14 protein-coding genes and 2 pseudogenes are annotated in these 18,791 nt (G+C 53.9%); 9 read left to right on the forward strand and 7 right to left on the reverse strand.

Annotated features, from left to right (window positions below):
• Window positions 1–58: 58 nt before the first annotated feature.
• Window positions 59–1,410, reverse strand: a protein-coding gene (locus P0D52_RS11670; protein WP_394692830.1) for an IS3 family transposase whose coding sequence is annotated in 2 segments (ribosomal slippage) — window positions 59–1,072 and window positions 1,075–1,410 — 1,350 coding nt in all. Because the reading frame shifts where the segments join, the coding sequence is not laid out codon by codon here.
• 83 nt (window positions 1,411–1,493) lie between these two features.
• Between P0D52_RS11670 and P0D52_RS11675 the strand changes: the two are divergent.
• The 6 genes and pseudogenes from P0D52_RS11675 to P0D52_RS11700 all read left to right on the forward strand — a co-directional run.
• A pseudogene (locus P0D52_RS11675) lies at window positions 1,494–1,592 on the forward strand (pyruvate, phosphate dikinase); the annotation flags it as partial.
• Window positions 1,593–1,855: 263 nt separating this feature from the next.
• A complete protein-coding gene (locus tag P0D52_RS11680) occupies window positions 1,856–2,605 on the forward strand; it encodes a glycosyltransferase (RefSeq protein WP_394692831.1) in 750 nt (249 codons plus the stop codon).
• Window positions 2,602–3,852, forward strand: coding sequence for a glycosyltransferase family 2 protein (locus P0D52_RS11685; protein WP_394692832.1), 1,251 nt, complete (start codon window positions 2,602–2,604; stop codon window positions 3,850–3,852). Before P0D52_RS11680 ends, P0D52_RS11685 begins: the two co-directional genes overlap by 4 nt.
• A 219-nt stretch (window positions 3,853–4,071) precedes the next feature.
• Window positions 4,072–5,703, forward strand: coding sequence for an FkbM family methyltransferase (locus P0D52_RS11690; RefSeq protein ID WP_394692833.1), 1,632 nt, complete (start codon window positions 4,072–4,074; stop codon window positions 5,701–5,703).
• A 67-nt stretch (window positions 5,704–5,770) separates the two neighbouring features.
• Window positions 5,771–6,607, forward strand: coding sequence for an ABC transporter permease (locus tag P0D52_RS11695; RefSeq protein WP_394692834.1), 837 nt, complete (start codon window positions 5,771–5,773; stop codon window positions 6,605–6,607).
• 16 nt (window positions 6,608–6,623) lie between these two features.
• A complete protein-coding gene (locus P0D52_RS11700) occupies window positions 6,624–7,433 on the forward strand; it encodes an ABC transporter ATP-binding protein (protein WP_394692835.1) in 810 nt (269 codons plus the stop codon).
• A 9-nt stretch (window positions 7,434–7,442) separates the two neighbouring features.
• On the opposite strand, the gene P0D52_RS11705 is transcribed toward P0D52_RS11700, so the two are convergent.
• The 6 genes from P0D52_RS11705 to P0D52_RS11730 form a co-directional block, all read right to left on the reverse strand.
• The gene (locus P0D52_RS11705; RefSeq protein ID WP_394692836.1) at window positions 7,443–8,384 is read right to left on the reverse strand and encodes a GDP-L-fucose synthase family protein; all 942 of its coding nucleotides are present in this window, start codon (window positions 8,382–8,384) and stop codon (window positions 7,443–7,445) included.
• A gap of 4 nt (window positions 8,385–8,388) precedes the next feature.
• Window positions 8,389–9,465, reverse strand: a complete 1,077-nt coding sequence (gmd, locus tag P0D52_RS11710) for a GDP-mannose 4,6-dehydratase (protein ID WP_394692837.1) — start codon at window positions 9,463–9,465, stop codon at window positions 8,389–8,391.
• 187 nt (window positions 9,466–9,652) lie between these two features.
• Window positions 9,653–11,737, reverse strand: a complete 2,085-nt coding sequence (locus tag P0D52_RS11715) for a galactosyltransferase-related protein (protein ID WP_394692838.1) — start codon at window positions 11,735–11,737, stop codon at window positions 9,653–9,655.
• 71 nt (window positions 11,738–11,808) lie between these two features.
• Entirely contained in the window at window positions 11,809–12,657 is an 849-nt protein-coding gene (locus P0D52_RS11720) for a sulfotransferase (protein ID WP_394692839.1), read from the reverse strand.
• Between the two features lie 73 nt (window positions 12,658–12,730).
• Window positions 12,731–14,707: a hypothetical protein gene (locus P0D52_RS11725; RefSeq protein WP_394692840.1), complete on the reverse strand. Its 1,977-nt coding sequence runs from the start codon at window positions 14,705–14,707 to the stop codon at window positions 12,731–12,733.
• The gene (locus P0D52_RS11730) at window positions 14,704–15,789 is read right to left on the reverse strand and encodes a hypothetical protein (RefSeq protein WP_394692841.1); all 1,086 of its coding nucleotides are present in this window, start codon (window positions 15,787–15,789) and stop codon (window positions 14,704–14,706) included. Before P0D52_RS11730 ends, P0D52_RS11725 begins: the two co-directional genes overlap by 4 nt.
• Window positions 15,790–15,935: 146 nt before the next feature.
• Between P0D52_RS11730 and P0D52_RS11735 the strand changes: the two are divergent.
• The 3 genes and pseudogenes from P0D52_RS11735 to P0D52_RS11745 form a co-directional block, all read left to right on the forward strand.
• Window positions 15,936–16,022: pseudogene (locus P0D52_RS11735) on the forward strand (hypothetical protein); the annotation flags it as partial.
• Between the two features lie 801 nt (window positions 16,023–16,823).
• Window positions 16,824–17,798: a GDP-mannose 4,6-dehydratase gene (locus tag P0D52_RS11740; RefSeq protein WP_394692842.1), complete on the forward strand. Its 975-nt coding sequence runs from the start codon at window positions 16,824–16,826 to the stop codon at window positions 17,796–17,798.
• Entirely contained in the window at window positions 17,795–18,790 is a 996-nt protein-coding gene (locus P0D52_RS11745; protein ID WP_394692843.1) for a hypothetical protein, read from the forward strand. Before P0D52_RS11740 ends, P0D52_RS11745 begins: the two co-directional genes overlap by 4 nt.
• Window position 18,791: the final 1 nt, after the last annotated feature.

Below are 18,791 nucleotides of genomic sequence, written 5' to 3' on the forward strand. Positions count from 1 at the left end.
TTTGGCACAGAAGGTGTCGTAGATTAGCGGAGCATGGGCCTCGTCTGGTTGGTTGATATTAGGCGGCGATCTTGCGGTGTTGCAAGCGTCGATGTTCGAGTGTCTGTCGCTTGATCTTTTCACGTTGTTTGATGATGGCAGGAGCCCTGCCGAAGTAGACGTCGGCAGGCGTGACGTTATTCAGGCTCTCGTGATATCGCTGATTATTATAATGATCGACGAAGGCTTCGATCTGCGCCTCAAGATCGCCGGGCAGGAAGTAGTTTTCCAACAGGATGCGGTTCTTCAAGGTCTGATGCCACCGCTCGATTTTGCCTTGGGTTTGCGGATGGAAGGGTGCGCCGCGAACATGATCCATGCCGTTCTTGCCAAGGTAGTCAGCCAGTTCCTCAGCGATGTAGCTGGGACCGTTGTCGCTCAGCTGACGCGGCCTGTGCTTGACGTGAGCGTGCTCACAACCCGAGGCTTCTAGAGCCATATCCAGTGTGTCGGTGACGTCCTCGGCCTTCATGGTCGAACACAGCTTCCAGGCGATGATGTAGCGCGAGTAATCGTCGAGCACGGTCGACAGATACATCCAGCCCCAACCAATGATCTTGAAGTAGGTAAAATCGGTCTGCCACATCTCGTTCACCCGGGTCGTCTGGGTATGGAAGCGATCGGCAGCCTTGATCACCACATAGGCCGGGCTGGTAATCAGATCATGGGCCTTCAGCAAGCGATAGACCGTGGCCTCTGACACGAAGTAGCGCCTTTCGTCGGTGAACCGCACAGCCAGCTCTCTGGGGGATAGCTCGCTGTGTTCGAGCGCCAGGTCGACGATCTCCTGCTGGACGTTCTCGGGAATGCGGTTCCAGACCCGGCTCGGCGTCGATGGCCGGTCAGCCAGCGCTTCGGGTCCGCCTTCCAGATACCGGTCATACCAGCGATAGAAGGTTCGCCGCGCTATACCCAGCCTCTCAAGCGTGACCTTGGTAGGCAAGTGGGACTGCTCGACGAGCCTGATGATCTCGAGCTTCTCAGCTGCAGGATATCTCATACGCCGTCTCCCCCATCCGCAATCATGCTTTTTTTGAGCAGACGGTTCTCCAATGTCAGATCAGCCACGCATTCTTTCAGATCACGCGCCTGATGGCGCAGATCCTTGACCTCGGCGCTGGTGGCTGCACGCGCAGTGTCACCGGCAAGCCGGCGTTTGCCAGCCTCCATGAACTCCTTCGACCATGTGTAATACAGGCTCTGCGCAATGCCTTCCTTGCGGCATAGCTCGGCGATGCTGTCGTCGCCGCGCAGGCCTTCCAGGACGATCCTGATCTTGTCTTCAGCCGAGAAGTGCCGCCGCGTCGCCCGGCGGATGTCCTTTACCACACGATCTGCAGGCTTTTTGGACTTTGTATATTTGGCTCTCATCTTCATTCCTTCGTCATTACGACGAGAACCAAATCCTCCTTAAATCACAACCCCAATTCTGTGCCATAGGTGCTGACGGGGAACACTTCGGCAGGGCTCCTGCCATCATCAAACAACGTGAAAAGATCAAGCGACAGACACTCGAACATCGACGCTTGCAACACCGCAAGATCGCCGCCTAATATCAACCAACCAGACGAGGCCCATGCTCCGCTAATCTACGACACCTTCTGTGCCAAATGTCCTGACGACGGACAGTCGAACCTCATTGTAGTCTCCGCGACAAGGCTGCAACTTTTATTGGGCGTCGGCAAGGCTCTTGAACTAAAATGGGTTCGTGAAGGCGTCTACGAATCTAGGGGCTATTCAATTCACTTTTTATGCGACGGCATCTTGCTAGGCAACGGTCGGCGAATTACCAACTAGGTATTTTGAGGCCAATGCCATGATCGGTCAAAATTTCGCTGTCGCTGTGCCGATTGGCTTCTGGCATGAAGACCTCCCGCTGACCTTACGAAGCCTTGTTGCGCAGAACGTGACGTTAGAAGTCGCTCTACTTGACTGTTCGGGCGATCCGCGAGTGCAGGAGGCTGCGAATGCGAGCGGCATCGATTTTGTGTACCGACGCCATGGACCTGATGCCGGGCAAGCTTTCGCGATCGCGGAAGGCTGGGCTCACACGCAGGCAGACATATTATTCTGGTTAAACGCCGATGATCGCCTCATCAATGGCGCGCTAGAACGAGTTGGAGCAATTTTTGACGCTGCCCCTGACTGTGATGTCGTGTTCGGGGGCTCTTACTTGGTCAATGCGGCGCGAGAGCGCTTTGGGAAACATGAGCAGGTTAGTGATATTTCCTCGCTTCTGCTCCGATCCAACACCATTAGTCAACCTTCTTGCTTTGCTCGACGCTCAGCAGTCGAGTCAGTGGGCGGCGTGGACAGAAATCTGCACTACGTGATGGATTGGGACCTCTGGATAAGACTCTATAAATCCGGGGCCCGCTTTATACGGATAGAAGACATGCTGTCAGAGGTTTACATGGGAGCTGGCACCAAAACCGAACGCCTGTCCCCCGGACGAATGGGAGAGATTTTCGCGCTGGTGAACCGCCATCGCGGGCCTTGGGCAGCGGTGAAATCGACACTATCGGCCTTCTTTGAAACTTTCATGAAACGTGGAATTACGCGATGAAACGCCCCCAATGCGACAACCTGACCATTAGTCTAGTTACACCTAATTTTGGTGGTGAAGCTTTCCTCGTCGATTGTCTTGATTCAATTGCTTCACAACACTACCCCGCGCTTGATCATGTAGTTGTAGATGGCGGAAGCACAGATACTTCAATGGCGATGATCGAAGCGCGGAGGGCCAGATTGAGCCATGTCATTTGCGAACCAGACAATGGCCATGCCGACGCGCTGAACAAGGGTTTTGCGCAGACCAGTGGCGAGATAATGGGGTGGTTGAATTCGGATGACATGCTCCACCCTGGATGCCTTGAAACAGTTGATTGGATATTCCGCACGCACCCGGACGTCGCTTGGATTACAGGGCAACCTAGCAGCATGAATGAGCGTGGCGAAGTTTGTTACGTCGGCAACGCGCGCCCATGGTCTCGCCTGCGCTTTTTGAGCGGCGATCATCTCTGGATTCAGCAAGAATCCACTTTTTGGCGCCGCAGCCTTTGGGAGGCTGCTGGTGGAAGGATCGACACCGACTATCAAGTCGCAAACGACTTTGAGCTATGGGCCCGCTTCTTCAGGTACTGCGACCTTCACACAGTCGACCGAATGCTTGGCTGCTTTCGAATACGCAATGGCCAAAGGTCTGTCGTTCAGGCTCGAAAGTATGAAGCAGAAGTCGATGATATCTTGAAGCGCGAACTCCTTAGCCTGAAGCCCGATTATCGCGAGTCTCGAGCCGATATACTACCGTCGAGCCCAATGCGACAGGCGATCCACAAAGATCCGATTAAGGAAGACCGGCTGAGTGTCGATGATCCACCTATGATTGATTTAACAGCCTTGCGTCACCGCTCAGAAAGCTCCCGAATACCAGTGGTGCGCCCCCTGCCCGCTTCTGATGATATTGTTGATGTGGCAGCCATAACCTCTTTAACCGAAACCATTACCCGAAACTGGCGCTTTTTCCTTATTGCCGGGTTTGCTGCTGCGGCAGCGCTCATCATAGGAATATATATTGAGGACTTTCGCATTTGGCTCGCGTTGCTATTTGGCATCGGATTGTGCCTTAGCGGGAGCATTGCGATTGCTATTAAGACACGACGCATTGTCAACGCACTGGATCGCCGCTTAGCCGCCGAGCTCGTGTCGCGCGCGAAGTCGGAGATTTTTCGTCAAGAACTCGAACTTGAATTGGATCGCCTCGCACGAATGGGAATAAATGGTTCTCCGCGGTCCGCATCCCGAAGCCGATAACATTAGCGGTACGCGGCAATGGAACCGAATCGTTTCCATTTAGGTCTTCGAGCTGAAGCTTGTTTTTAAGGGGAAAACCAAGCCGATTAAACCGTTTGCGCCGGATCAAATGTCGCTGTATCCCTGCTAGGCAGACTGTGCGGCTCCCACCTCAGGGGGCTAGAGTAAATTCGCGGGAAGCCAGCTCGCTAAATACCCGAAATCCGGACAGGTTCTGATTTGTACAAGAATTTTATTTATGACGAAAAGCAAGGCGTGATCTTCGCCTACGTGCCGAAGGTGGCATGCACAAACTGGAAATCGGTTCTAAGAAGAATAGGTGGAGCTGATGATTGGCTCGACAGCGAGTTAGCACATAATCGCGAAGCAAGCGGCCTTACCTATCTCGAGCCTGATCTGGAAGCTCCCAATCTTGGCCTGCCCGAGGGCGCCCAGCGCTTTACGATGGTGCGCGATCCTTATGCCCGAACACTTTCGGCCTATTTGAACAAGATCGAGGTTCGTCTCGGTCAAGCGGAGAGTGACCGCTTCGGTCATTGGGATAAAATTATTGCGGAAATCGAGTTATACCGACAGCAATCACTAGATACTACACAGCACCCAATGATCAGCTTTGAAGTGTTTTTACGGTGGCTAAAAGAAAGCAATTCCTGGTCGACGCGTGATGAGCATTGGGCTACACAATCCGAACTTCTTGGCCAACCCTTGGTTAAATTCGACTTTGTTGGTCGCTTTGAAAATATCAATAGAGATTCAGCCATTATACTGAAAAAAATGGGCGCTGATTTCATGCTGCCAAGCCAAGCGGAAGTCAGATTTGCGCCAACGAATGCAAAATCTCGTCTGAAGACTTATCTAACCCCGGCTTGCCGCAATCTTATTGAGGACATCTATGCCGCAGATTTCAATAATTTTGGCTTTGAGCCCTTATCTGGACGCGACCTAGTTGCTCGGGAGCGACAAGCAACACTCAAAAATTCTTTGATTGTTAACCGGCACACAGGATTCGTGTCGGTTTCGGATCCGTTTCTCAATGAACATTTTATCCAGAAGCATTTCGAAAAGACCATTACCGCATCCACACGGCGTTATTTTCGGTTCATAAGCAATCAAACGCTATTGCCTCAGATTCTAATGGGCATCTCACAGCACAATGATGGGGCACCTGTGCGCGTGTTTGATGTTGGGTGTTTCATGGGTACATTTGCGGTCGCAGCGAAGTTTGCGGCGAATAGTGTTGATGTTGAAACTGAAGTCACTTGCGTTGAGCCCAATTCAAGGATTTTGGACGGTTTGAGCGCAAATTTGTCGATAAACAAGGTTGACGGTGTGGTTATTGAGGCCGCGATGGGGAAAGGCGGAACCAAGGAGAGTTTAGCGTACCAGGAATCCAGGATGATCGGCGCGCGGCTCCTCGCGCCCGGTGAAGCGCCACCAATTGGAAGTATTACCGCGAGCGTCGATACGATCAGTCTCTCCGATCTGATCCCTATGGAAAACACAGTCGGTCTAGTCAAGCTGGACATCAATGGTCTTGAATTGGCCGCCTTCCGATCGATTCTTATGGCCCCATCGCGCTATAATAACGTTTTTCTTGTCCGGTTTCGTTTTTGGCAGTTGGACAAAGAGTTTGATCGTGGCATGTCGACCTTAGATTGGATGCTGGACCACTTTCAAGTTCATTTGATAAAGAACCCAATCTTGCCCGCCGATACGCCACTCGGGGAGCCAATCAAGAGCCTGAAGGCGTTTACCGAACCAGAGTCTTATGTGTTGCTTGTTCCAAAGAATTCCGCACGACAAGTATTGGGCACACTGCCCTCTGAGATCGTACTTGGAACGAAACGGTGATAGCCATGCGGCCTTGGTGGCTCGCCACTCTGGCACAACTGCGAGCGAGACACTCTGAGGAAATGAAATGACCACCTCACTCAGACCTGTGACAATATCGGGCAGCGAACAGATATCCATTGCCGGCGCAATCGGCGACATTGTGCGTGCGGCGGCGCGCTGGCGCCTATGGTCCGCTTTGGCGGTTGAAGATATAAGACAGACTTACCGGCGAACCTTTATTGGTGTATTTTGGATTTCATTATCATTTGCAATTTTTGTGATTGTAAAGGTTTTTGTTTTTGGAGCGATAACGGACAGCCTAAATAGTGAATACTTTGGCGTATACTTGCTACTCGGTTTTTTCGGATGGCAGTTTATGTCTCTATCAGTGAATAGCGGTACACAGGTTTTCGTAAATTCGGAGCTATGGATTCGAAGTGACCCGATCGAACTACCGGCATTTGTGTTCCAAAGTGTTGCTCGTAATATGTTCGAATTGTTTATGACGGGATTAGTCGCCGTTGCGGTGACGTTTTACCTTGGCTTTGGGGACACCATTTATAGCGTGATGGTGTTCCCAGCTATAATTGTCTATTTGCTTAACGCTTTCTGGGTGAGCTTGCTTCTCGGCGTCATTTGCACTCGGTTTCGGGACCTAACTCACCTCATTTCTGCAATAATGCGAGTAATGTTCTTCCTAACGCCGATATTTTGGTTTCCGGATCAGATGCCTGAGGAGGCCATGGCGATTTTATACTGGAATCCATTTAGCCATTTTATATGGATTTTGCGAACGCCCGTCCTGGATCAACAGTTGGCAGTCGATAGCTGGATCGTCGTCGGAGCAATTACGGCTGTTGGTTGGGCCGCTGCAATGCTGGCCTACGCCACTGCGCGACGCCGCCTAGTGTTCTGGTTTTAAGATGCCCTCTATTATTGTGAACGATGTTTCATTGAGCTACCCCCTTTTGGGGTCAATGCCAGCCCAAACAAATGGCGGACGTCCGCCGGATCCGGACCACCTTTCTGATGGTCGCTGGCGCGGTGCCGGGGAGGTTATCCGTACCGTTGGCCGCGCCACTAAGGTCACCGCGCTACATGAAGTCAGCTTCGAACTAAAGTCAGGTGACCGGCTCGGGCTGCTTGGCCGCAATGGTTCTGGTAAATCCACATTGCTTCGTATCTTGGCCGGTGTATACCCACCCAGCTCAGGATCGGTCACGTCGCACGGTCGTATTGCACCAATGCTGAATATCAGCTTGGGTGTCAGACCTGAGGCAACAGGCCGACGTAACATTTTTTTGCGTGGCCTTTTAAATGGTTTTACACGCGCAGAAGTGGAATCCAAGGTTGGGGAAATCATCGCATTTAGCGAACTTGGACCTTACATTGACATGCCTGTGAGAACCTATTCTACGGGCATGACGATGCGCCTCGCGTTCGCAACAGCCACCGCGTTTGCACCAGATATTCTGCTTCTGGACGAGTGGATCGGCGCGGGTGATGAAAGTTTCCAGCGTAAAGCATCAGACCGAATGCTTGGTTTGGTTGAAAAGGCTGGCATTACAGTCATCGCTAGCCACCAACGTGCTTTAATTAGGAACGTGTGTAATTTGGGGCTTTGGCTCGACGGCGGGCACGTTCGCGGATTTGGCCCTATCGACGCAGTGTTTGAAGCCTGGGCGGAAGAAGATCGATGCGGCAATCCAAACATAGTTTCTAAACGACGTGTTCACGCTGATACTTAGCCCGCTCCGTCAAACAAACTGTTCAAGTTGGAAACACTCATAGGCGTGTGCGAGTCCGTCGCGCAATGCAATACTTGGTGACCAGCCCAGAGATCGGATTCGGTTCGCGTTCATGAGCTTGCGTGGAGTACCATCGGGCTTGGCCGTGTCATAAGTTAGATCGCCTTCGAATCCAACCACGTCCATTACGAGCTGAGCAAGCGCCTTTATCTGTATGTCTTCGCCAGACCCAACGTTAACGTGCTCCGGTGCCGAGTAGGCCTTCATCAAAAATACCAGGGCGTCGGCACAGTCATCAGCGTGCAAAAATTCTCGCCGCGGTGTCCCGCTTCCCCAAATCTCCATGGTCGATGCGCCATCGACTTTTGCTTGGTGCGCCTTACGGATTAGCGCAGGAATCACATGAGAGTTTTCGGGATGATAATTATCGCCAGAACCGTAAAGATTCGTTGGCATTGCTGAGATGAAATCGTCGCCATATTGCTTGCGGTAGGCTTGGCACAGCTTGACGCCGGCGATCTTCGCGATCGCATACCACTCATTTGTAGGTTCGAGCGGGCCGGTCAATAGCGCGCCCTCATCGATCGGCTGGCTGGCGAGCTTGGGATAAATGCATGACGATCCCAAGAACAGAAGCTTCTCAACGCCCACTTGATGGCTCGAATGAATGATATTCGATGCGATCATCAAATTCTCATAGAGAAATTCTGCAGGGTAAGTATCGTTGGCGTAAATTCCTCCCACCTTCGCTGCCGGCACGAAGACAGCATCGGGGCGCTCTTGAGCAATCCAGGCAGCCGTCGCGGCCTGACTTGTTAGGTCCAGCTCGGCGCGCGTCACTTTGAGTATCTCGGCTGGATTTTCACGTTCTAGGCGGCGTACAAGCGCTGATCCGACCATCCCCCGGTGACCAGCCACCCAAACACGCTTACCCTCAAGGGCGTACGCCATTGCTCTAGTCCCCGCTGTGGTTGCGACGATAGGTTGCCTCAAGATCGATCAACTTCAAATCGGACTGCACCATTTCGGAGACTAGTTCTTTAAACGGCGTCGAGTGAGTCCAGCCCAGTACATTCTTCGCTTTGGTCGGATCACCGATCAGAAGATCTACCTCGGTTGGACGGTAATAGCTTGGATCAACTGCGACCAACTCCCGGCCACTACGTGAGCACCGGCCGACTTCCGCTTCCGCTTCACCGCTCCATTCCAGCGTAATGTCGACCTCAGCAAAAGCCAGCTCAACAAATTCGCGCACAGTATGCGTCTCGCCAGTCGCGAGGACATAGTCGTCGCCCTGATCCTGCTGAACAATTCGCCACATTCCCTCTACATAATCCCGAGCGTGCCCCCAATCGCGCTTAGCGTCGAGGTTGCCAAGGAAAAGCTTCGACTGGCGTCCACTGGAAATCGCTGCGACGGCGCGCGTGATCTTACGTGTGACAAACGTTTCTCCCCGTGTCGGCCCCTCATGATTAAACAGGATCCCATTTGAGGTGTGCATGCCGTATGCTTCTCGATAATTTACCGTGATCCAATAGCCGTAAAGCTTAGCAGCGGCATAGGGACTGCGCGGATAGAACGGTGTCGTTTCGCTTTGCGGAACCTCCTGCACCAAGCCGTAAAGCTCCGAAGTGGAGGCCTGATAAAAGCGAGTTTTGTCTTCCATTTTTAGGATGCGAATTGCCTCGAGAATCCGCAAAGTACCTATGCCATCCGCATTCGCAGTGTACTCAGGCGTTTCAAAACTTACCTTTACGTGGCTCTGGGCAGCAAGATTATATATCTCAGTCGGCTCAATCTCTTGAACTAACCGGATCAAGTTCGTAGAATCAGTCATATCTCCATAATGCATGAAGAAATTCGACGGCTTCTCATGGGGGTCAACGTATAGATAGTCCAAACGCTGGCTGTTAAATGACGACGCGCGCCGCTTGATACCGTGAACTTTGTACCCTTTCGAAAGCAAAAGCTCCGTTAGGTAGGCACCATCCTGGCCAGTTACACCGGTAACCAAAGCGATTTTATCAGCCATTTTTGAATTTACTCCTAATCATTGCTTCACTGCTCATCGCGTCGGCGCAAGCCGATACGCTTTGGGTTCGTTTTGTGCGTTATGCGCTCAGTCTTCACGAAAACTACGAACGCTTTCGATAGAACATTGGGTTGGTCATTGCCACGTCAGCAATGTCAGATCAAGCAGCAAGACGCAGCCTGAACGCCTAAAAATCCTTCCCCGACATCTCCGCTTCGAGCCCCGTTTTAGAAAGGCGCATTGCAAGCTCGCTAAATGAACTCCAAGTGCTGCCGAGAAAACGGTTTGATCGGCTCAAAAGTGACGCGTCGGCAAGAGCATATCGCAACTGAGCCTGTGACCTGGTGTCGTCGCCTCTGGGCAGGTAAGTAATTTTGGTGCCGAACCGGTCGGTGAACTGCTTGTAGGTTGCGGTTAAGTCTGCAGCTACGAAGATTGAGTTGACCTCAGAGACTTCCATGAGCTGCTGAAGGCGGAGAATAAATCGGTCAGCATGGCTTTGCGATCGCCAATGCGCTACCGTACTATGTGCTTTACTAGTCCAATTATCTGGGCTTTCCCAAGCGAGGTGCTCAAATCGCGGACCGCCCGCCATTCTAACATGGACGCCAATCTCATTTGTTGTTTGAACAGAAGCAATCAAGTCTGCAACCGCAGCTGTGGGTATCAACGATTGGATAAATTCGTTCTCTGATGGCCAGGTTGACGCCGGATGATTCATAACGAAAGCTGATCGGAAATAAATGTCTCGGTTCGCTCGCGGTAATACTGGCACCCCTTTGGCCGCGCCTCGCTCTATTTCCATATAATTGATCAAATCCATGGCATCGGTTGAGGGTGGCACATCATAATCGCTCAACACCGGGCCATCATAATCAAACAGGTCTTCAAACCGGCACTGGCAATGATGGTCAGCACGCCAGACGATTATGAGCTCACGGCCCTCCGCCCGCGCGACCGCGGCCGCCGAACCAATCGCCCGCATCCGATTGCCTAGGCCATGCTGCGCGTCAACATACAGCTTTCGGCACTCCGCGCGGGGTCCGGGCTCCAATGGAATGGCCTGGCCCCCTGCTTCGATCGGCGCCCTCATGGTCGAAGCATTTCGAACTGAAGTCGTGCTGCGCACCTGCTCTAAGGACAGATCGGGCCAGGCATGTTCGGTGGTCAAAGCCTCGACCGCTTCAGGCGATAGGGCGTAGCAATCATCATTGAATCGCCATGCGAGCAACTCGCGAGCGGCCGCGAGGTTCGCCTCGCGCTCTACAGCCTCCGGAACCACATGGCCGGTGGCTGGCAAGCGCCGCAAAGTCGCCTTCGGGCCTTCAGTATTTAAGGCATGGTAACGCACAGGCTGGCGCGTGGAGTTCCACGAGGGCATAAGGCAGGCGATAATTCGATTGCGTCGGATGAGATAATCAGTTCGCGTTTTGAGGTAATCCAAAGCAGGTAGTGTGTCGCCAATAGTCGGTTGATCGGTCCGCGCAGCATCATCATGAGGCAAGTGATAGATTGACTTTTCGGCCACATCTTTCCGAGCAACCCCTGCCTCCAAGAGGCGCGCGTAAAGCTCTTCGTCATCCCAACCATATGTTGTGATATATTCATTAAATCCACCGATCTCGACCAGTGCGTCCCGCCATGTGTAGAAGAATCCGTTCACAAAGGCCTGATCCCTGTCGGTGTTTCGCCAGTTACCTGCAATAAATGTTTTCGGACCAAGCACATTACGGTCAAAAAAGTCTACTTCAAGCACGATGTCGGCGTCAGCTTTTAGGATGCAAGGATAACGCGCGGACCGAAAGCCTAGATTAAATGCGTAACTCAGGATCCATCGCGGCTCGCCTTCTACACGAACTATTCGAACACGTTCATCGTCAATGCCAGACGCCTTCAGGTCATCCGCCACAGGTACATCAGAGCTCCAGTCTACTATTATAATCTCAGCGATTTGAGGGCAACTTGTCCATGACGCCATAGCAACCTTGAGGTTCTCGTTTCGATTTCGACAAGCAGTTACCAGGCTCACCTTCGCTGTTTCGCCACCTGACGCAGGCCCGCCCGAATCCGAAAGGGCGGTTAACTCCACGCCATACGCTTTCGCCAGCTTCAAAATCATGGCTTGGCGCGGTTCGGCCCCGGCGATACCACTCAAGGAGGCGCCTTGCCAAGCCGATTTAAGCGCGTCTCGGCACAGCTCCACATCTCCATCTTCGGCGAGGCGCCTCGCCGCAGCGACGCCGTCCCAGAAACTTGAATACGAAAACGCCATTCTGGTCACTCCAACACGCCTCGCTTTCGTGGCCATGGGACCAACTCTTCGGGGCGCTTTTCACTTTCTGCCTAATATCCTAACCGCTCTCTCAGGCAAGAATAGGCTTCGCTGCCGTCGATCTCAGCCTGCAAATGCTCTGAAACAGGCTTTGGAGGTCGCAATTGAATTCGTGAGCCCTTGCGCCCGCTATCACCAGTTGCAAAGACTGCGTCTAGCAACAAACTGAAGTTGTCTGAGTAGGGGATAGCGAGTGCGGCGCACATGGTTCGCATCACTGCCTCGGGCTGCAAAACGAAGTCCTCATAGCGAAAGACCGGCAAGCCCTTATGATCATCGAGAAACAGGATGTAACGGCGACAATACTCTTCAAATGTCGAAGGATTGAAAAACACCCATCCAAGACGCTGAATCGAAAGCCAGCTTTCAACCGGGTCGCGGACGGTAACGACCGACCGCGCACCAAATGTGTTCCTAAGAAATTTAACGTGAGCGATCCGTTCGGGTACTGCTGCCCCGATACAGTAGTGTGAGTGCGGGTGATCTCGGATAAGAAGTTGGAGCCCGTATGCGGTTAGATCATTATATATTGACCAAAGCGCAGCCTCATATGCCCGGGCCGTGACGGCTTCGGGCAGATCTTGGCGGAAATATTTTAGATGCCCAATAAGATCAGTGGGAGCAAATCTGGGCGAACGTTTGTCGAAACCACGACAAGTAAACGGATCAAGTTCGCTGATTAGGCTCACATTTGGCATCGACGCGAGAGCTTTCGAAAACAACGTTCCGCCAGTGCAGGCGAAGTGGTGGATCGAGGCCAATGGGCGGCGGCCAACGGCTCCGTTCTGATTGAGAAACGCCCTTGCCGCTTCCATTAGTTCAGGCAGGGCAAAGTCCGTCCCAGCATACGCGTTGGTCAAATCCTGCCTTCCCACCGTCTTCACTTTACTCCCTCAAAGACGTGCGCACACAAAATTGATATGGGCACAGTCGTTATACGTCTTTTCTTCTAGTTTTAGATCGTTTTTTTGGCTCACTCTTCTCGCTGGAATCGGGTGACCGCTGCAATGAAGACGAGATTTGAGCATCGGAGCTTTCGTCAGCCTCATCGTAGCTGGCATATAGTGGCTGCATATCATGGTGAGCAGCGTTTACAGGGCCCCCATCAATCCGATCAAGCAAACTTGCTAAAAACTCGTCCTGTCGCTCCTTTAGTTGAAGCAACTCATTATAGCGCTCCTGCAAGCTTCGAAGATCGGCTTGAGCCATTGCCTGTGAGCGCATTGAGAGACTTAGGTCATCTTTCGAGCCTTGAATGACATTCCGAGCCTCGTCACGTTCGGCCTCCAACTTCTGAATTACCTCCGCTTGAGCTTCCGCTGAGCTGTGCTCTCCATCCGCAAGCGTATCAATTTCTGCATTCTTCGCCTGCAGCTGCTGAGCTAAATTATGTTTTTCATTTTCCAGTTGAGCGACTTGTTGAGCACTCTCTTCGAGTACTACCTCCAAGCGCATTTTCTGCTCAGCTGCTTGCTCTGCTCTCGACTGCGCATCGTTCAATGCCGACTGCAACGTGTCGATCTGCGCAGTCAGCGAGGCAGCTTCCTGGCGGGCTGCTTCCAATTGTTGATCTCGCTGCTGAAGCGACGCCTGCATCGCATCCAAGCGCATTTTCTGCTCAGCAGCCTGCTCTGCTTTCGACTGCGCATCGTTCAATGCCGACTGTAACGTGTCGATCTGCGCAGTCAGCGAGACAACTTCCTGGCGGGTCGCTTCCAGTTGTTGATCTCGCTGCTGAAGCTCGATTTGTTCAATCTCTAAAGCATCGACCGCTTTCTGCAGTTTGCTGGCAAGGTTATTTGCTTTGCGCTTCGCCGCCGAGGTTCGTCCGCGTTCCGAACGCAGCCCCTTCTTGAGATCCACACACGCCGCCTCCGCCATTGCCCGGCCGTCAAGAGCGGCCTCGAGGTCAACACGCAGCGCGCCAATTTCCTCTAAACGACTTGACTGTTCGGCCGCCTCGGCTTCTGCATCCTGCGCATTTTTACGTAGATTCTTGAGCTCGTTTGCGCGTCCGGCCGCCAGCCTCTCGGCAATCTCAGAGCGCGACTTCAAGTCAAGTGCGTCTTCTTCTAGCGCTCTAAAGTCCTCTTGTAGCTTGGCTACTTTCCCGGTCGCGCTCTCAGCAATACGCTCGGCAGCATCACAGCGCGTTTTGAAGCTAAGCGCTTCTTCCTGAACCGCGTTGAAATTCTCGCGCAGCAGTTCGACTTCACTTTCATATTCGACCGCCCGACGTTCAGCCAATTCTGCCCGAGCAGTTAATTGCTGCAGCTCCTCGACAGCTGAAGGATGCAATTTCTCGACCATCGAAAAAGGCCCTTCAGCGCGCCGCGCTTTGACAATACGATTCATACCCGCGCCAGCCACTTCAACATTGAACCCCGCTTGCTCAAGCCTTTCCCGCGTGGCTGCCATGGTTAGTCCACCATCAAACAAGGCATCGACACCGCAACGCACCTCCACCTCGGCAAGGGAGGCGAGACTCCCGTCAGCCTCAAGTGTATCCAGCAACGCTGCCTCCTCGCCATTTACATCCAGCACCAGTCGGACTGAGCCCAAAATCGCGGACGCATAGCGCTCAAGAAGGCTGCTGATTGAGATTGTCTCGACCTCTTCGCGCGCCACTTCTTCCAATCCGGAGTAAACTGAGCGCATTCCCTTAGCGAGGTGCAAACTCGAAGCATTAGGCAGATTATACCGCAAAAATGACCGTGAGCCGCCCCCTCCAGTGACGACTGCTTCGACGACCTCCGCATCGTCCATGCCATCCACCGACTCACTTAATGCGGAGATTGCCTCGCTGCGAGCCTCAATCAATACAAGCCGAGCGCCCATCAGCTTATAGCGCTCAATATCCCCGCCCTCACCGGCCCCTAGGTGGATGATGATCTCAGGTGTGAAGGTCACGGGGTAGCCCCCGGGCCAACGCCTAACCGATTACCGTTCATGTCCATCGCAATACGCCCCTCAATGCGACCGCGGCGCAAGTAATGCACCAGCGGATTTATCGGAGAGCCCTCAAGGTCGGGGTTTAACTGCAGATAGAGATGTGTATTAAATTTGGGGCCCGCCGCGCGACCTTCAAATCCACCATTCAGCAAGTAATGAAGGGCCGGATCTCCACCAAATTGCACGACATCAGGATACTTTTCAACATACCAATCTGCATCAAACAAGTCAGAGTTTTTTATTAACTTCAAATTGCTGGAGCGCCGCGCTCGACGAATTACCCGCTTGAAAACATTGCCCTTTGACGGGCGAGAAGCAACATTGCTGGTGGTGGATAAAGGATAGCGACCCGTCTGCTCATTCACAGGTCGAGCGCCGGCCGCCTCAAGCGCGGCGACGTCCTGTTGGCACATGTCCAAAGCAGCGCTTAGCGCTTCAACCTGAGACACGAGATCCACAGGCCGTGACGCCTGCGATAAACGAGCACGCGCCGCAGCTAAAAACCCATCCGGAGCTAGCGCTTTGCGGCGCAACCCTGTCGTCAGAGCCGCAGTATCTAGCGCCTCTAATTGGTCGTTCGCTTCCGGGCAGCTGCGAGCCCAACGCTCAGCTGACTCCTGTACTAAAATCGAGTTTCGTAATTCTGGCACTCCGGCACCTGCTGCGTCCAATGTTACTCCTGTCCGTATTCCAAGTGCCGCCAAGAGGCGCTCAGGATAAGCTGCTGCAAGATCGGAATCGATGAGGCAGATCTTATCCGGCGCAGCGTCCACCAATGCACGAGCGTGGCTCGCCGAACCAATCCATTCCGCAAGCGCAATTTCAGGATCAATACCCTGGGCCATGGCACTTGCGATGCTAACGCCCGGCGTCGAATAGGCGAGCAGTGCAATCTTGTCACCTTCAGGTTCAGCCAGCGAATGCAAGTCGGCGTGGCCATTGTAGTCGAACTCAAGCTGCGACCTTTCCAGCGCCTTCACAATGACTGTGTGGAGCCGGTCGCAATCCTCGTCCGAAAACCCTTTTAATATCAACTGCATACCTCCTCCCGCAATGGCCCAAAAATTAAAAATCCGACTGCCGTGCATCGCTGATTTCACGCCACCCTTCAAGTAGTTTCTCACCAGCAACCGAAGGTGGTTGCCCTGGCGCCCAACGCTGGACCGCCGGAAGCTGGAGTTTTCCGGCTGTGGCGATGGCCAACAAGACCGCGCGCATCGCGTGGGCGGTGCTGGCACGCGGTGAAGCCTATAGAGCACCGGCGATGGTGTGAACAGAACTGCGTCAGCCCACGCGACTTGTTCCCCGTCAGCACCTATGGCACAGAATTGGGGTTGTGATTTAAGGAGGATTTGGTTCTCGTCGTAATGACGAAGGAATGAAGATGAGAGCCAAATATACAAAGTCCAAAAAGCCTGCAGATCGTGTGGTAAAGGACATCCGCCGGGCGACGCGGCGGCACTTCTCGGCTGAAGACAAGATCAGGATCGTCCTGGAAGGCCTGCGTGACGGCAACTTCGAAAACCGGTGTAAATTGGTCTTCCACGCCCTCGTTTAATGAGTCAGTCATCGATTGCCCTAACCTTCCCGGTAGACAGGCGTGTATACCGCCCTTCTCCGCGCCACAACCGGCCGACCGGGCGCACCGCAAGGTAGGGCGTTTCAGACAAAAGCGGAGCAGTCTCATAAGTCAACGGCGTACAGCCTCGTGAAGCTAGGAGCCGACGCCACTCGGCCAGCGCTTCGTCGCGGAGCGATTTGAAGCGAGGCTCGCGTCGTGCACGCGCAACATGCCGATGATCTGCTCTTCTGAATAGCGGCTCTTTCGCATGGTCCATCCTCTCTTCGATGGACTCTACCATCCCGTGGCCGGAATTCAGGGGGCTGGGTCAGCAGATGCGAGTTTTCCGCACGGTTGTTTTCATGCTGCCCTGTGACCTGGCGAGCGGCAGGCCGTCCACACGTGACACTGCCAGTTGGCATGACTGGGGAACACCCTTATGCTGAAATCATCCTATTGGGCCTATTAGTATCATCCTATTGGGCCTATTAGTACTGGAGGCTTTTCCAACAAATGCGGCGCGCACTGATCTGCGGAATAGGCGGCCAGGACGGCAGTTATCTGGCCGCCCTGCTGCTGGACAAGGGCTATGAGGTCTGGGGCACCTCGCGCGATGCCGAGACGGCGACCTTCAGCAATCTTCAACGGTTGGGTCTGGTCGGGCGGGTCAAGCTCCTGTCGATGGCTCCTAACGATTTCCGCAGCGTCTTCATTGCCGTCGAGCATAGTGAGCCCGACGAAATCTACTATCTCTCGGGACAAAGCTCGGTGGGATTGTCATTTGGCCAGCCTACAGAGACCCTGGAAAGTATCGTGTCTGGTGTGTTGAACATGCTTGAGGTCATGCGCCTGCGCGGCCGCGAGATGCGGCTTTACAATGCCGGGTCGAGCGAATGTTTCGGCGATACTGGTGACCGAGTTGCGGATGAGGACACACCGTTTCGTCCCCGCAGCCCTTATGCCGTGGCCAAAGCTTCGGCGCATTGGCTCGTGGCGAATTACCGCGAGGCCTACGGGCTGCATTGCTGCACGGGCATCTTGTTCAACCATGAATCGCCATTGCGCCCGCCGCGCTTTGTCACCCGCAAGATCGTGTCGGGGGCGGCGCGCATCGCCGCCGGTCGGCGGGAGAGGCTAGTTCTGGGTAATCTCTCTATTGCGCGGGACTGGGGCTGGGCCCCGGAATATGTCGACGCCATGTGGCGCATGCTGGCGGCCGAAACGCCCGAGGATTTCGTCGTCGCCACCGGCCAGACTGCGTGGCTTGAAGATTTCGTGGCCGAGGCCTTTGCCTACCACGGGCTGGACTGGCGCGACCATGTTGAGATCTCGGCCGAATTTGCCCGCCCCAGCGACATCCAGGTCAGTCGCGCGGACTCGACCCGCGCCGCCGAGCGCCTGGGCTGGCGCGCGCAGACGCATATGCGCGACGTGGTGCGGAAAATGTGCGCGGCAGAGGTCCAGCAGAACGAGAGCACGGAAAAATGACCTACCTCGCTGCTTCACAGCCCCGATTCATCCTGCATATCGGCGCGAACAAGACCGGGACGTCCTCAATCCAACGGATGCTCTTAGAAAACCGGCAGGTTCTGCACGACGCCGGGTGGGAGTATCCCGATTTCCACCTGCTGCACATGGCGCACCACCGTCTTGCCTATTCGATCGGCGGGCGTCGGGACCTTGCTCTTGCCGGAGACTGGGAGAGCGAGTTCCGGAACTTGATTTCCGACCGGGACAAGCGCTTTGTTTTTTCCTCGGAACTGTTCTTCCGCGTCGTACCGCCCGAGAAGGTCGCGCATTTCTTCCCGCCTGAGGAGACCCGCATCGTCCTCTACCTGCGCGATCATCTGAGCTACATGATGAGCTGGTACGCGCAGGCGGTCCAGGGGCGCAACCTGATCGCCGATTTCAGCGACTACGTGAAGGTATTCAATACCCCGCTCACATCCTACCTGTCCCGCTGGGAAGAGGTTTATGGTCATGACCGGATCGTGCTACGGCCCTTCGTGCGCAGTATGCTGGAGGGGCAGGACTCGCGGATCGACTTCTTGCAGTTCGTCGATGGTGTCGCTCCCTCCGCAGCTACGCTGGCTGCGGCGGAAAGCAACCTTTCGATTTCGGGAAACCTTCTATTTTTCAAGAGATTGTTAAATAATTATATGACAATTGAAGAAGCGGAGAGTTATCCGATCACTGAAGAATTCGGTGGCCTTTCTATGGCCAAAGAAAGTTTTAACGGCAGGTTCAAGGCTTCCCGGGACGAGGTCGGAACGGTGCGCCGGGTGTTCCATGCGGACATTGCAGCGCTCGCACAGCGCGGTCTGGAATTTCCGCCCATGCCAGAAGAGGTCACTGGACATGCCTGCCCGAATTTCGACACGCTGCACGAAGACGTCCGGCTGATCAAGGAGATCGCGATGAACACCGGAAAGCACTTCCTGCGGTACGCAACACGCTGGCAGGACTGGCGGTCCCTTTAGA

The organism is Hyphobacterium sp., assembly GCF_043584775.1.
Taxonomy (GTDB): domain Bacteria; phylum Pseudomonadota; class Alphaproteobacteria; order Caulobacterales; family Maricaulaceae; genus Hyphobacterium.

Bases quoted from the DNA above. Each gene is read 5' to 3' on its own strand.
- P0D52_RS11730 (WP_394692841.1), bottom strand. From the start codon at position 15,789: ATGCAGTTGATATTAAAAGGGTTTTCGGACGAGGATTGCGACCGGCTC.
- P0D52_RS11695 (WP_394692834.1), top strand. From the start codon at position 5,771: ATGACCACCTCACTCAGACCTGTGACAATATCGGGCAGCGAACAGATA.
- gmd (WP_394692837.1), bottom strand. From the start codon at position 9,465: ATGGCTGATAAAATCGCTTTGGTTACCGGTGTAACTGGCCAGGATGGT.
- P0D52_RS11715 (WP_394692838.1), bottom strand. From the start codon at position 11,737: ATGGCGTTTTCGTATTCAAGTTTCTGGGACGGCGTCGCTGCGGCGAGG.
- P0D52_RS11680 (WP_394692831.1), top strand. From the start codon at position 1,856: ATGATCGGTCAAAATTTCGCTGTCGCTGTGCCGATTGGCTTCTGGCAT.
- P0D52_RS11705 (WP_394692836.1), bottom strand. From the start codon at position 8,384: ATGGCGTACGCCCTTGAGGGTAAGCGTGTTTGGGTGGCTGGTCACCGG.
- P0D52_RS11745 (WP_394692843.1), top strand. From the start codon at position 17,795: ATGACCTACCTCGCTGCTTCACAGCCCCGATTCATCCTGCATATCGGC.
- P0D52_RS11740 (WP_394692842.1), top strand. From the start codon at position 16,824: ATGCGGCGCGCACTGATCTGCGGAATAGGCGGCCAGGACGGCAGTTAT.
- P0D52_RS11685 (WP_394692832.1), top strand. From the start codon at position 2,602: ATGAAACGCCCCCAATGCGACAACCTGACCATTAGTCTAGTTACACCT.